Here is a 14,110-nt window from a genome sequence, read left to right as displayed (position 1 = left end):
GCGGGGGGCGCGTCACCTCTCGGGGCCGACGGCCTCCCGGTCGGCGGCCAACGGGTCGGCCACCCCGGCACGGTCCTCACGGAGCGGGCCCTGCGCCAGTCGGGTCACCAGTGGTGGAACCGGTGGTGCGAACCCCGTCACCGCGTGGAGTGCGGTCAGGATGTCATCGGGGCGTACGGACGGTGTGGTGTGCCGTACGACCATCCGCAGTATCGCACACCCCTCCTCGTCGGACCCGGCGACATGCAGGTCCAGGACCGCCTCGCGGGTGTCGAACGTGCGGGGGCCGGACTTGAAGGTGCGGGTGGTCTCGGCCCGCTCGGCGGCGAGGTACGCCGCGACGACCGGCTCCAGCTCCTCCGGCGTGCTGCCCCGCAGGCGCAGGTCCCACTCGCTCGCCTCGAGCCGGTCGGCGAGCGCGCCGGGTCCGGCCTCGACGACCTCGAGGACGTCGAGGTCGACGGGCAGGGCCTCGTCGAGCGCCGCCCGGACGGCCTCGGGGTCGACCCGCTCGGTGACGCGGATCTCGAAGTACTCGGCCTCGCTCGCGGTGCCGGTCGGCGCCGCGTTGGCGTAGGAGATGAGCGGGTGCGGGTGGAAGCCCGCCGAGAAGGCCATCGGCACGCCGGAGCGGCGCAGCGCCCGCTCGAGCGCCCGCGAGAAGTCGCGGGTCGACGAGAAGCGCAGCCGGCCGCGCTTGGCGTAGCGGATGCGGAGCTTCTGGACCGCCGGGGGCGGCGGGGGTCCGTCGGGGGTGCGCTGGCGGGCCATGGTGCCCCAGCGTAGGAGGCGGCGGCCGGTCGACCGAACCGGCCCCGTCGGCGTCGACGGAGACCGTGGATCGAGGAGGCCCGAGGTCCGCTGGTCACGGATCGAGTGGCGAGCGGGGGTTCTCGCCACGCCATCCGCAGCACTATCGTGCCTCCATGCCGAGCACCGACCGCGCCCGACTCGCCCGTCTCCTCGCCGCCGAGCAGGAGCAGTACACCGCGGACCACCCGCGCAGCCGCGCGCTCTACGAGGCCGGCGGCAACCTCTTCGGCCGCGTGCCCATGACCTGGATGAACAAGTGGAGCGGCGGCTTCCCGCTCTACCTCGACCACGCCCGCGGCAACCGGATCACCGACGTCGACGACCACACCTACGTCGACTTCGCGCTCGGCGACACCGGTGCGATGGCCGGCCACTCCCCCGCGCCCACCGCGGCGGCCGTCGCCCGGCGGATGGGCGAGCTCGGCGGCATCACGACGATGCTGCCCAGCGAGGACGCGCAGTGGGTCGGCGAGGAGCTGACCCGGCGCTTCACGATGCCGCTGTGGAGCTTCACCCTCTCGGCGACCGACGCCAACCGGTGGGCGGTGCGTCTGGCCCGGCTCGCGACCGGCCGCTCGAAGATCCTCGTCTTCGGCTACTGCTACCACGGGTCGGTCGACGAGACGTTCGCGGTCCCCGGCCCCGACGGCACGACCGTCTCGCGCCCCGGGAACGTCGCTCCCCCGGTCCCGCTCGAGATGACGACCCGGGCGGCGACGTGGAACGACCTCGCGTCGGTCGAGCGCGAGCTCGCCCACGGCGACGTCGCCGCGATCCTCACCGAGCCGGCGCTGACGAACATCGGCATCGTCCTGCCCGAGCCGGGCTTCCTCGAGGGGCTGCGCGAGCTCGCCACGAAGCACGGCGCGCTGCTGATGATCGACGAGACGCACACGTTCTCGGCCGGCTGGGGCGGCGCGACCCGGGCGTGGGACCTGCAGCCCGACATCTTCGTCATCGGCAAGTCGATCGGCGGCGGCATCCCCTGCGGCGCCTACGGCATCAGCGAGGAGGTGGCGCGCGCCGTCACCCGGCACACCGAGACCGGCGAGGCCGACATCATCGACGTCGGCGGTGTCGGCGGGACGCTCGCCGGCAACGCCCTCTCGACGGCGGCGATGCGGGCGACGCTCGCGGAGGTCCTCACCGAGGAGGCCTTCGAGCACATGACCTCGCTCGCGAGCGCCTTCACCGAGGGCGTGCAGGCGACGCTCGACGAGTACGACGTGCCGTGGTCGGTGAGCCGGCTCGGGGCGCGCTCGGAGTACCGGTTCGCCCGTCCCGCACCGCGGTCCGGCGAGGAGGCCGCCGCAGCCCACGACGACGACATCGACGCGTACATGCACCTGGCGACGGTCAACCGCGGCATCCTCATGACGCCGTTCCACAACATGGCGCTCATGTGCCCGGACACGACCCGGGAGGACGTCGACCTGCACACCCGGACCTTCCGCGAGGTCGTCGGCGCGCTCTACGCCTGACCCCGCGCACGCACGAGGGCCCGGCCGCACGTGGCGGCCGAGCCCTCTGCTGCGCACCCGGGGGCAGGCCGGGTGTCAGTGCCGCCGTGAGGCGGTGGCGAGGTAGCGCGCCGTCGGCGCACCCACCCCGGTCACGTCGTCCCAGCCACGACCGGTCGTCAGGCTCGAGTCCTGGTCGAAGGTCCGGACGCTGGGGACGAGCCCGTCGTCGGCGTTGAGGCCGTTGACGTAGTCGACGCGCACGTTGCCGCGGTCGCCCTGGTGACGGACGTCGTAGAAGACGCCCGAGGTGCGGGCCAGGCGGTAGAGCGACGGGTTGGCGAAGCCGATGCGGCCACGGTGCTGCTGCACGGTGGCCTGGAGGCCGGCCATGAGCGGCGACGCGAGGCTGGTGCCACCGATCCGGTACTCGCCGTAGCGGACTCCCTGGCCGAAGCGCGTCGGCGCGTCGAAGACCTGGGTCTCACCGACGAGCATGCCGGTGGTCGGGTCCGCGTCCATCGCGACGTCGGGGACGCCGCGCATCGCGCAGCCGGTCACCGTGTGCTGCTGGTAGAACGGCTTGGTGAAGCGGTCGCTGCACCCGCCGCCGGCGCCGTAGAGGTAGCCGACCGGCGCCCACGCACCGTTCGAGAGCGTGTACTTCTCGGTGCCCCAGCCGGTCTCGAACTGGCGGCGGCCCTGCTTGTCGATGGCGAGGGCCGTGCCGCCCACTGCCGTGACGTAGGGGTCGGCCGCGGGCCAGTCCGGCGACACGACACCGGTGTTCGCGCCCTCGTCGCCGTCGTCACCCGAGGAGAAGTAGGTGCCGATTCCCTGGACGGCGCCCTGGAGGATGACCGACTCGTAGGCCTGGACGAGCGCGTCGTCGATGGTCGGCGTCTTCACGCCGTCGACGACGACGTAGGTCGGCTCGCCCCACGAGTTGGAGATGAGCGAGGCCTTGTTGTCGTGTACCACGCGGGCGATCGAGTTCAGCAGGTCGTCGTCGTAGCAGCTGGCCGCGCCGTAGTAGGCGACCGTCGCGTCGGGCGCCATCCCGTGGACGGCCTCGACGTCGAGGGTCTCCTCGCCGTACCAGCCGTTGCCACCGCACTCCTCGACCTTCGTGGGGTCGTACGTGGTGTCGTTGGCCTGCGTGAACTGGTTGCGGCGGAAGGCCTTGTCCCCGTGGCGGGTCGCGTAGGTGTTCGCGTCCTCCTCGATGGTGGGCGCCGCGAACGCGTCGGTGATGGCCACCGTCTCGCCCTTGCCGGTCAGGTGCGACGCGGTGATGCCGTACGCCGAGCGCAGCTGCTTCGGGGTGTAGCCGCACACCGAGTAGGGCAGGTGCTTGCCCTCGAACGCCGGGTCGGTCCGGTCGACCTTCTGGCCGTAGTACGCGCCGCAGGTCGTCGAGTTGACGAAGCCGGCGGGCGGCCCGAGGTCGCTCGGCGAGGCCGTCGAGGTGGACGCCGTGCCCCGGCCACCCTCCTGCGCGGGCCGGGTCCGGTGCGTCACGGTGTCGAGTCCCGTGACGGCGAGGACCTGCGCGCCGAGGGCGTCGGGCACGGTGACGGCGCTCGTCGGGGCCGTGCCCGTGGCACCGTCGAGCGTGAAGGTGCGCAGGTTCGCCGTGAAGGCCGACGAGACCGCCTCGCGGCTGCCGGAGACCTCGACGAAGTGGCGGTCGGTGCCGACGGTGTCGACGTGCAGGCCCGCGCCGCGGGCCCATCCGCTGACGGCGTCGACGGTCGCGGCGGTGGGCGCGTAGCGCGCCGCGTACTGCGCGGTGTCGAGGTAGTGCCCGTACTGCGCCGAGGACGGGTCCGAGACCGCGGCCGCGAGCCGGCGCAGGCCGGCCCCGTCGCGGGGCGCGAGCCAGACCTTGACCCGGGTCGTCGGGCCGGACGTCGCCGCACCGGAGCGCTGGGCCTGCGCCCGCGTGGTCCACGCCGGGGCGGGGCTGACCGTGTGCCGGCCGGTGCCGTGCGGTGCAGCGGCGGCCGCGCCGGCGCCGAGCGCCCCGGCTCCGGTCGCGGCGAGGACGGCGGCGCCGACGAGCGCCACCGTCCCACGAGTGGTTCCTGTCACGGGATACCTCCTGGGAGACCTGTCACGGGGCGGTGGCCCCGTGACGCGCAGCCTCACCCCGCGAGCCCGCTTCGCACCCTGACGGATGTCACGGATCGCCCTCCGGCGCAGGGCGGCCCCGCGCCGGCGTCCTCAGCAGGTCCTCAGCCGGCGTCAGCGGCTGCGCATCCGCCGGGCGGTCTCGACCTGGTCCCAGACGGTGACGGCGACGACGCCGAGCACGGTGGCGACCCGCAGGTCGCGGCCCGCGGTCGCCCATCCGCCGTCGACGAGCGCGGCGACGAACGCGGGGTCGTAGAGCCGGTCGGTCTGCGCGAGCCCGACGAGCAGCGCCGCGACCGCGAGGTCGAGGGCGACGCCCACGCCGACCGTCGTCCACGTCCAGCGGCGAGCCCGGAGGGCGACGAGCACGAGCGCCGCGTGGGCGGCCAGCAGGACGAGGAACAGCGGCAGCCATCCCGACCAGAGCGCGGGGTCGAGCACCGGCACGGCCTCCCCGCGCACCCGGACCGGCGAGCTCGTCTCCTGCCAGCCGACCGCGAGGGCCATGACGACGAGGGCGACGACCGAGAACACGGCCTCCGACCGCCCGACCGACCGTCGCGAGGACGGGGCGTCGGGGAGCTGGTCGGGCGTCCAACCCATGACTCCCGCGCCGGGCTGCGCGCGCTCCAGGATGGCGAACACGAGCGTGGTCCAGAACACGACGTGGAACGCCGTGGTCAGCCCGGCCAGGGCGGCGCTCCCGAAGGCCGGCCCGACGCCGTCGGTCGCGACGTCGTCGACGAACAGCCGCACGACGAGGGTCCCCACCGCGGCGATCGGCGAGATGACGGTGACGAGCAGGGTGACGAGCCGGCGCCACTCGGGGTAGACCGCCGGCCCGATGAGGTGCAGCGGACGGCCGGTGTAGCCCGCGGCGAGGCGGACCGGGTCACCGAGCTCGACGAGGACGGCGCGCTCGGCCTCCTCGCGGTCGGTCGCGGCGTCGGTGTCGAGGCGGGCCTCGACCATGTCCTCGATGGTGCCGCGCAGCTCACGGTCGACGTCGTCGCGCTGGTCCTGCGCGAGCTCGCGGACGGTGGCGGAGACGTAGCGGTCGGTCAGGCTCCCCATGGTGGGCTCCTCCGGTCGGTCGGGTCAGGCGAGGTCGGTGATGGCGGCGTCGAGCGCGCGCCAGTCGGCACGGAGGGCGGCGAGGACGTCCTCGCCGGAGGGGCTCGTCCGGTAGAACTTCCGCGGGCGGGACTCCTCGGTGTTCCACTCCGCCGTGAGCAGGCCCTGCTTCTCGAGCCGGCGCAGCAGCGGGTAGAGCGTGTTGGCGTCGACCTCGAAGCCGGCCCGGCCCAGCGTCTCGAGGAGCGCGTAGCCGTAGCCCGCGGTCCGCAGGCTCGCCAGGGCGGCGACGACGACCGTGCCCCGACGCAGCTCCTGGAGGTGCCCCGCGAGGGTCGGGTCGTCGGGTGAGGTCATGCCGACACGATAGTGTGTGTCGCACACCATCGTCAACGACACACGCTCACCGATCCCCCGGTGCCCCGGTCAGTCGCCGAAGCGCTCCCGGATGGCGACGAGCTCGAGGGCATGGGCGTCGAGGTCCCGGTCCTCCTCGCTGACCGGCGTCCAGGTCGGCGCCGGGACGGCCCGCCGCTCGGCGTCGAGGGCCACGAACACGGTGCGGCAGTAGGTGGTCAGCTCGAGGGAGCCCTCGCCGTCGGCGGGGTCGCCGGAGCGCACGTGGACGCCCACGTGCATCGACGTGCGGCCGGTGTGCAGCAGCCGCGCCTCGACCTCGACGAGGTGGCCGATGCGCAGCGGCCGGTAGAAGCGCACCCCGCCGGTGAAGATCGCGACGTTGTCGGCGCTGCCCGTCCACCGGGTGGCGAGGACGTGCGCCGCCTCGTCGATCCAGCGCATGACGATGCCACCGTGCACCTTGCCGCCCCAGTTGACGTCGGTGGGCGCGGCGAGGAAGCGCATCGTGACGCGCGGGGCGGTGCCGGCGTCCGAGTAGACCTGGCCGGCCATCGCGGCCTCGACCTCGGCGCGGAGCTCGGCCCGGCGCACCGCCCAGCGCTGCTGCAGCTCCTCCCCCAGCGTTGCCGGGACGAGCGGCGGCACGGGGGTCGAGCGGCCCTCGGCGTCGACGGCGACGAAGACGATGAGGCAGCGCGTGGCCGGCTCGAGCCGACGGGTGCGCGGGGCGCCCGAGGCGACGTCGACCGTGATGTGCATCGACGAGCGGCCGGTGTGGACGACGGTGGCCGTCACCTCCACGAGGTCACCGACCTCGACGGGACGGGTGAAGCGGACGTTGCCGACGTACGCCGTGACGCAGTACGTGCCGCTCCAGCCGGCGGCGCCCGCGTAGCCCGCCTTGTCGATCCACTCGAGCACCCGGCCGGCGCTCACCGAGCCGGAGTGCCCGGCGTCGGTCGGCGCGGCGAGGAAGCGCAGCGTGATGGCGCGGGGCGGGGTCGGTCGCTCGTCCACGGCGTCATCCTGACAGGGGCGCCGGCGGCGCGTCAGCCGTCGACGACGGTCGGGACGCGCCCGTCGGCCGCGAGCGCGCGCAGGCGGCCGACCTGGTCGGGGGTCCCGAAGACGATGAGCGTCGCGCCGGCGGCCAGCACGGTCTGCGGGGGCGGTGACGGCGTGAACGGCCCCTTCCGCGGCGCGCGCACGGCGAGCAGCTGGCACCCGCACGTCCCCGGGACGTCGACCTCGGCGAGGGTGCGGCCGACGACGGCGTCGGTGTCGGCGAGGCGGACCTGCTCGATGCGCACGTCGAGGTCGTCGTCGTGCATCACCTCGTCGAGGAACTCCGCGACGTCGGCGTGCAGGGCGAAGGAGGCCATCCTCCGGCCGCCGATGAGCTGCGGGTTGACCGCCCGCGTGGCGCCGGCGAGGACGAGCTTCTCCTTGGAGCCGAGCGTGCGGGCCCGGCTGATGATCACGAGGTCGCGGCGCAGGGCGCGGGCACGGTCGATGCCGGCGGCCCGCAGGGTGTCGTCGCTCGCGGCGTCCCCGTGGACGAACGGGCCGGTGTGGCCCTCGAGCCGGGTGGCGTCGGTGTCGACGACGACGACCGCGTGGCCGCGGTCCAGCAGGTAGCGGGTCGCGGAGCGCCCGACCCGGCCGAACCCGCAGACGATGACGTGGTCGCGCAGCCGCGCGATGTCGCGCTCCATCCGGCGCCTCCCGAGGTGCTCGCGCAGGTGACCCTCGGTGACGGCCTCGACGAGGACCCCGAGCTTGTACAGGACGGTCCCCACCCCGAGGAGGATGAGGACGATGGTGATGGCCTCCCCGGTGGGGCCGACGGGCCGGACCTCGCGGAAGCCGACCGTCGCCACGGTCGGCACCGTCTGGTAGAGCGCCTCGAGCAGAGTGAAGCCGAGGACCAGGTAACCCAGTGTCCCGACGACGATGACGACGGCGAGCGCGGTGAGCGCCACCGCGATCCGTCGGACCGCGTCACCCGCCGAGTCGGTGCCGAGCAGCAGCGAGCGGCGTCCGCTGCTGCTGCTGGGCCGGCCCACGTCGTCATCGTGGCACCGGCGGACAGGTGCGCGCCGAGGGTTGCGGCCGACGCCACGGGTCGGCTCGGTCAGTCCCCCGCCCGGCGCCGGGCGGGCACACTCCCCCCATGGAGTTCACGACGCAGCTGGAGGCCACGGGCGGGACGACGACGGGGTTCGTCGTCCCCGACGAGGTCGTCGAGGCGCTCGGCGGCGGGCGACGCCCCAAGGTCGCGGCGACGGTGGCCGGCCACACGTGGCGCACGAGCATCGCCGCGATGGGCGGGCGCTTCCTCCTCGGCGCGAGCGCCGCCGTCCGGGAGGCCGCGGGCATCGCGGCCGGCGAGACGCACACCGTCACGGTCGTCCTCGACGACGCGCCGCGCACCGTCGAGGTCCCCGAGGACCTCGCCGCGGCCCTCGCCGCCGACGCGGACGCGGCCCGGGCGTGGGAGGCGCTGACCTACAGCGCGCAGCGCCGGCACGCCGAGGCCGTCGTCGCGGCGAAGAAGCCCGAGACGCGGGCCCGGCGGGTCGAGACGGTCGTCGCGAGCCTGCGCGCCTGACCGCCGCCGACGAGCCCGCACGTGCGGGGTTATCGCTGTCCGTCCCGGCCGGCGCCCGCGCCAAGCCCGCACGTGCGGGGTTATCGCTGTCCGTCACGGCCGGCGCCCGCGCCAAGCCCGCACGTGCGGGGTTATCGCTGTCCGTCCCGGCCGGCGCCCGCGCCAAGCCCGCACGTGCGGGGTTATCGCTGTCGCACCCAGCTCCGGACTTTCCACGCCGTCACCGTGATGACGGGGAAGATCCCTCGGGACGCGGATGCATCCGCGTCGTCCCGGAAGTTCCGCGCCGTCACGGTGACGACGCGGATCCTCGCGGTCAGTGGGTGTGGGCGGCCTCGGCCATCCGCTCGCGGCCGGAGCCGAGGACGGTGAGGGGCAGGAGCGTCTTGCCGGTCGGACCGATCTCGATCTCGGTGTTCATCTGCGGGCAGACGCCGCAGTCGAAGCACGGCGTCCAACGGCAGTCGTCGACCTCGACCTCGTCGACGGCGTCGAGCCAGTCCTGCCAGAGCCACTCCTTGTCGAGGCCGGAGTCGATGTGGTCCCACGGCAGGACCTCCGACTCCTCGCGCTCGCGGGTCGTGTACCAGGCGACGTCGACGCCCTGCGGCGGCAGCTCGCGCTCGGCGGCGTCCATCCACCGCTCGTACGAGAAGTGCTCGGACCAGCCGTCGAACCGACCGCCGTCGCGCCACACGGCCTCGATGACGCGGCCGACCCGGCGGTCGCCGCGCGAGAGCAGGCCCTCGACGATGCCCGGCTTGCCGTCGTGGTACCGGAACCCGATCGAGCGGCCGAACTGCTTGTCCGACCGGATGGCGTCGCGCAGCTTCTGCAGGCGCGCGTCGGTCTCGTCGGCGCCGAGCTGGGCGGCCCACTGGAACGGCGTGTGCGGCTTGGGCACGAACCCGCCGATGGACACCGTGCAGCGGATGTCGCGGCGGCCGCTGACCTGGCGGCCGGTCTCGATGACCCGCTTGGCGAGCTCGGCGATCTGGAGCACGTCCTCGTCGGTCTCGGTCGGAAGGCCGCACATGAAGTAGAGCTTGACCTGCCGCCAGCCCGCGCCGTACGCGGCGGCGACGGTGCGGATGAGGTCGTCCTCGCTGACCATCTTGTTGATGACCTTGCGGATGCGCTCGGAGCCACCCTCGGGCGCGAAGGTCAGGCCGGAGCGGCGACCGTTGCGGGTCAGCTCGTTCGCGAGGTCGATGTTGAAGGCGTCGACGCGCGTGGACGGCAGCGACAGACCGGTGTTCGTGCCCTCGTAGCGGTCGGCGAGGCCCTTGGTGACGTCGGCGATCTCGGAGTGGTCGGCGCTCGACAGCGAGAGCAGCCCGACCTCCTCGAAGCCGGTCGCGGCCAGGCCGCGCTCGACCATCTCGCCGATGCCGGTGATGGAGCGCTCGCGCACCGGGCGGGTGATCATCCCGGCCTGGCAGAAGCGGCAGCCGCGGGTGCAGCCACGGAAGATCTCGACCGACATCCGCTCGTGCACCGACTCGGCGAGCGGCACGAGCGGCTGCTTCGGGTAGGGCCAGGCGTCGAGGTCCATGACGGTGTGCTTCGACACGCGCCACGGCACGCCGGGACGGTTGGGGGCGACGCGCTGGATGCGGCCGTCCGGCAGGTACGAGACGTCGTAGAAGCGCGGGACGTAGACGCCGCCGGTGCGCGCGAGGCGCATCAGGAGCTCGTCGCGGCCGCCCGGGCGACCTTCGCGCTTCCAGTCACCGATGATGTCGGTGACCGCGAGCACGGCCTCCTCGCCGTCGCCGACGACGGCGCAGTCGACGAAGTCGGCGACCGTCTCGGGGTTGAACGCGGCGTGCCCGCCCGCGAGCACGATCGGGTGGGTCTCGTCGCGGTCGGCCGCGTGCAGCGGGATGCCCGCGAGGTCGAGCGCGGTGAGCATGTTCGTGTAGCCGAGCTCGGTCGAGAACGACATCCCGAGGACGTCGAAGTCGCCGACCGGCCGGTGGGCGTCGACCGTGAACTGCGGGACGCCGTGCTCGCGCATCAGGGCCTCGAGGTCGGGCCAGACGGCGTAGGTGCGCTCGGCGAGGGCGTCCTCGCGCTCGTTGAGCACTTCGTAGAGGATCATGACGCCCTGGTTCGGCACGCCGACCTCGTACGCGTCGGGGTACATGAGCGCCCAGCGGACGGTCGCGTCGCCGGCGACCTCCCAGGGCTTGACCGTCGAGTTCAGCTCGCCCCCGACGTACTGGATGGGCTTGCTCACCTGCTCGAGCAGCGGCTCGAGGGCGGGGAAGACGGACTCACCGGGCATCCCCCAAGGGTAGGTCGGGCGCGAGCGGCACCCAAACCGGCGTCGCGACGGGTGTCGAGGTGGCGCCGGGCGTGCGAGGCTCGCCCCATGAGCGAAGAGCAGCACGTCGACCTCGTCGTCCTCGGCCTCGGCCCCGGTGGTGAGTCGGTCGCCACCGAGGCGGCGAAGGCCGGCCTGTCCGTCGTCGGCGTCGACGAGCGCCTCGTCGGCGGCGAGTGCCCGTACTTCGGGTGCATCCCGAGCAAGATGATGATCCGTGCCGCGAACTCGCTCGCCGAGGCCCACCGGGTCGGGACGCTGGCCGGCGCCGCGACCACCTCCCCCGACTTCTCGGTCGTCGCGCGCCGCATCCGGGAGGAGGCCACCGACGACTGGGACGACACCGTCGCGGTGCAGCGCCTCGAGGACGCCGGGGTCACGTTCGTGCGGGGGCACGGGCGGCTCGCGGGCGAGGGCGTCGTCGAGGTCGGCGGCACCCGGTACGTCGCGACGGTCGGCGTCGTCCTCAACACCGGCACCGCCCCCGCCGCCCCGCCGGTCGAGGGCCTGGCCGGCACCCCGTACTGGACCAACCGCGAGGCGCTGCAGGCCACCGAGGCCCCCGCCTCCCTCGTCGTTGTCGGGGGCGGCGCGATCGGTGCCGAGCTCGCGCAGGCCTTCGCGCGCTTCGGCACGCGCGTCTCCCTCGTCGAGATGGCGCCGCGCATCCTCGCGCTCGAGGAGCCCGCGGCCTCCGAGGTCGTCACCACCTCCTTCGCGGCCGACGGCATCCAGGTCCTGGCCGGGGCCTCCATCCGGTCGGTCGCCCACGCCGACGGTCGCTTCACCGTCTCGGTCACCGACGCCGACGGCACCGACCTCGACCTCGACGCCGACCGGCTGCTCGTCGCCGCCGGCCGCCGCCCGAACCTCCACGACATCGGCCTCGAGACAATCGGGCTCGACCCCGCCGCCCGCTCGCTGGAGACCGACGAGCGGATGCGCGCGGGCGAGAAGCTGTGGGCCATCGGCGACATCACCGGCAAGGGCGCCTTCACCCACATGTCGATGTACCAGGCGGGCATCGCCGTGCGGGACATCACGGGCACGGACGGACCGTGGGCCAGCTACCACGCCGTCCCCCGCGTCACCTACACCGACCCCGAGGTCGGCGCCGTCGGGATGACCGAGCAGCAGGCGCGCGACGCCGGGGTCGACGTCCGGGTCGGGCAGGCACCGCTCGGCGAGAGCTCGCGCGGCTGGATCCACGGCCCCGGCGGCGAGGGCGTCATCGTCCTCGTCGAGGACCGGGCGGCCGGCCACCTCGTCGGCGCGACCTCCGTCGGGCCGATGGGCGGCGAGGTCCTCTCGATGCTCGCGACGGCGGTGCACGCCAAGGTGCCCACGGCAGTGCTGCGCGAGCAGGTGCTCGCCTACCCGACCTTCCACCGCGCCGTCTCCACCGCGCTCGCCGACCTCGGCTGACACCCCCCTCCTCCCCTCTGTCCAGCGGAGTCGAGTGCGGAAGTGGTCGCCCCGGCTGCCACCTCCGCACTCGGCTCCTGGAGGTGGTGGAGCCGGCCGTGACCCGCTGACCCTGCAGCCGCACGCGCGAGACGGTCGCCGCACCGAGCCGTCGCCATCTCGCCTCTGCGGCGTGGTCTCACCCTGCCGACCCGCCACACCACCACGGCACGGCGGGACGGCCCCGGCGCGCCGGACGCACCACGGCACGGCAGCGACCGCGGCGGGTGGCGGGCCACGTCCGAGACACGACTTCGTCCACGAAACCCCGGCTCCGAGCTCGTGTCTCGTCGACATTTCGGGGTGACCCCGAAATGTTGGGATCGGTGGGGCCGGCGGTGACACACTGCCGCCGGAGCCGGACAGGAGGGGGACATGGAGACACCGAGCGACCAGCCCCCGCCGGGCGACGAGGAGCGCTTCCGCGCCGCGTTCGCGGCGTGGTACCCCGAGGTCCTGCGCTTCGTCAGCCGTCGCGTGCACCCCACCCACGCCGAGGACGTCGTCGCCGAGACCTTCCTCGTGCTGTGGCGGCGGGTCGCCGACCTGCCGGCCGACCCCGGTGACGGACGGGCCTGGGCCTTCGGCGTCGCCCGCGGGGTGCTGCTCAACGACCGGCGCGGTGTCCGGCGGCGCGAGGCGCTGGCCGTCCGGCTGGCCGACGAGGCCGGGCGCAGCCGTCCCTTCGGCGGCGAGGACCCCGACCTCGTCGCCCGCCGCCTCGACCTCGTCGCCGCCTGGCCGCGCCTGACGACCGGTGACCAGGAGGTGCTCGCCCTCGCCTACTGGGACGACCTCACGTCGCCGGAGGCCGCGAGCGTCCTCGGCATCTCGCCGGTCGCCTTCCGGCTGCGACTCACCCGCGCCCGACGCGCCCTGCGCCGCCACCTCGACCTCGTCGGGACCCGTTCCGCCCGAACCCGACCCGTCCCCGAAGGGAGCCCGTCATGAGCCGCTCCGACCTCGACGCCACGACCCGCGCGGCCCTGACCGCCCTCGACCCCGCCCCGCGCGAGCTCGACCCGGCCCAGCAGCGCCGCGCGGCCGCGACCCTCGAGCGGGTCCTGGCCGCTCCCCCGGCGCCGGTGCCGCCGCGGCCGGCCCCACGCCGACGCACCGGGCGCCGCCTCGCCCTGACCGGGGCCCTCGCGGCGGCGACCACCGTCGTCGGGGTCGTCGGCGCCCAGGTGCTCACCGGCGGCGACTCCGCCTACGCGACGTGGACGGCCACCCCGCACCGCCCGACGACCCCCGAGCAGCTGGCCGCCGCCGACGACTGCCGCGACTCGCTCGTCGACACCCTCCGGGGTGACGGGCCGGACCCGACCGGCGTCAGCCGCAGCACGATCGAGCGCGCCCCGGTCGTCGCCGCCGAGCAGCGGGGCGACTGGACCCTCGTCGTCCTCGGCGACGACCGCGGCTTCGACGCCACCTGCATCACCGAGGACCGGTTCCTCGGGGGCACGGAGTTCGGCTCGATGGGCTACGGGCCGGGCTCCCCCATCCCGGGGCCGCGCGAGGTCGCCGTGACGAGCGGCGGCTCGGGCGGCTCCTCGGGGCGGATGGTCTCGGTGCTCGTCGGGCTCGTCGGCCCGCAGGTCGCCGCCGTCACCGTCCACACGCCGGACCACGGCGACGTCGTCGCGACCGTCGCCGGCGGCCACCTCGCGGCGTGGTGGCCCGGCCCGGTCGGGGTGACGCCGGACGACCCCACCCTCGACACCACACCCCCGGCCACGGTCACCTACACCGACGGCTCGACCCGCGAGGTCCGCCTCGGCGTCGGCGAGCGCGGCTGACGAGCCCCGCATCCCTCGGGTCGAGTGCGGAAGTGGTCGCCCCAGCTGCCACTTCCGCACTCGA

12 protein-coding genes are annotated in these 14,110 nt (G+C 74.4%); 5 read left to right on the top strand and 7 right to left on the bottom strand.

Annotated features, from left to right (window positions below; translation table 11 throughout):
* Positions 1-12: 12 nt before the first annotated feature.
* Complete coding sequence (locus IG69_RS0110180) at positions 13-771, bottom strand: TIGR03936 family radical SAM-associated protein (RefSeq protein WP_030528058.1); 759 nt, start codon at positions 769-771, stop codon at positions 13-15.
* Positions 772-926: 155 nt separating this feature from the next.
* On the opposite strand from IG69_RS0110180, the gene IG69_RS0110175 reads away from it, so the two are divergent.
* The gene (locus IG69_RS0110175) at positions 927-2,294 is read left to right on the top strand and encodes a transaminase (RefSeq protein WP_030528057.1); all 1,368 of its coding nucleotides are present in this window, start codon (positions 927-929) and stop codon (positions 2,292-2,294) included.
* A 75-nt stretch (positions 2,295-2,369) separates the two neighbouring features.
* On the opposite strand, the gene IG69_RS0110170 is transcribed toward IG69_RS0110175, so the two are convergent.
* The 5 genes from IG69_RS0110170 to IG69_RS0110150 all read right to left on the bottom strand — a co-directional run bounded on the left by IG69_RS0110170 (position 2,370) and on the right by IG69_RS0110150 (position 7,909).
* Positions 2,370-4,367, bottom strand: coding sequence for a S53 family peptidase (locus IG69_RS0110170; RefSeq protein WP_211250993.1), 1,998 nt, complete (start codon positions 4,365-4,367; stop codon positions 2,370-2,372).
* Between the two features lie 153 nt (positions 4,368-4,520).
* Entirely contained in the window at positions 4,521-5,483 is a 963-nt protein-coding gene (locus IG69_RS0110165) for a permease prefix domain 1-containing protein (protein WP_030528055.1), read from the bottom strand.
* A 24-nt stretch (positions 5,484-5,507) separates the two neighbouring features.
* Positions 5,508-5,840 carry a PadR family transcriptional regulator gene (locus IG69_RS0110160; protein ID WP_030528054.1) on the bottom strand — a complete coding sequence of 111 codons (333 nt, stop codon included), beginning with the start codon at positions 5,838-5,840 and terminating at the stop codon, positions 5,508-5,510.
* 69 nt (positions 5,841-5,909) lie between these two features.
* Positions 5,910-6,860, bottom strand: a complete 951-nt coding sequence (locus IG69_RS0110155; protein WP_030528053.1) for an acyl-CoA thioesterase — start codon at positions 6,858-6,860, stop codon at positions 5,910-5,912.
* A 32-nt stretch (positions 6,861-6,892) separates the two neighbouring features.
* Positions 6,893-7,909 (bottom strand): potassium channel family protein, encoded by a 1,017-nt coding sequence (locus IG69_RS0110150; protein WP_211250992.1) that lies wholly within the window; start codon positions 7,907-7,909, stop codon positions 6,893-6,895.
* 107 nt (positions 7,910-8,016) lie between these two features.
* Between IG69_RS0110150 and IG69_RS0110145 the strand changes: the two genes are divergently transcribed.
* Positions 8,017-8,454 carry a YdeI/OmpD-associated family protein gene (locus IG69_RS0110145; RefSeq protein ID WP_030528051.1) on the top strand — a complete coding sequence of 146 codons (438 nt, stop codon included), beginning with the start codon at positions 8,017-8,019 and terminating at the stop codon, positions 8,452-8,454.
* A gap of 316 nt (positions 8,455-8,770) precedes the next feature.
* Here IG69_RS0110145 and IG69_RS0110140 read toward each other — a convergent pair whose 3' ends face one another.
* A complete protein-coding gene (locus IG69_RS0110140) occupies positions 8,771-10,744 on the bottom strand; it encodes a TIGR03960 family B12-binding radical SAM protein (RefSeq protein ID WP_030528050.1) in 1,974 nt (657 codons plus the stop codon).
* An 87-nt stretch (positions 10,745-10,831) separates the two neighbouring features.
* On the opposite strand from IG69_RS0110140, the gene IG69_RS0110135 reads away from it, so the two are divergent.
* The 3 genes from IG69_RS0110135 (at position 10,832) to IG69_RS0110125 (ending at position 14,046) form a co-directional block, all read left to right on the top strand.
* Positions 10,832-12,208 (top strand): dihydrolipoyl dehydrogenase family protein, encoded by a 1,377-nt coding sequence (locus IG69_RS0110135; protein WP_030528049.1) that lies wholly within the window; start codon positions 10,832-10,834, stop codon positions 12,206-12,208.
* A 414-nt stretch (positions 12,209-12,622) separates the two neighbouring features.
* Positions 12,623-13,198: an RNA polymerase sigma factor gene (locus tag IG69_RS0110130; protein WP_030528048.1), complete on the top strand. Its 576-nt coding sequence runs from the start codon at positions 12,623-12,625 to the stop codon at positions 13,196-13,198.
* A complete protein-coding gene (locus tag IG69_RS0110125) occupies positions 13,195-14,046 on the top strand; it encodes a hypothetical protein (RefSeq protein ID WP_030528047.1) in 852 nt (283 codons plus the stop codon). Before IG69_RS0110130 ends, IG69_RS0110125 begins: the two co-directional genes overlap by 4 nt.
* Positions 14,047-14,110: the final 64 nt, after the last annotated feature.

Origin of the sequence: Phycicoccus jejuensis (assembly GCF_000720925.1) — a bacterium.
In the GTDB taxonomy this organism is placed as follows: Bacteria; Actinomycetota; Actinomycetes; order Actinomycetales; family Dermatophilaceae; genus Phycicoccus; species Phycicoccus jejuensis.
This window is presented reverse-complemented; position numbering and strand designations above follow the sequence as displayed.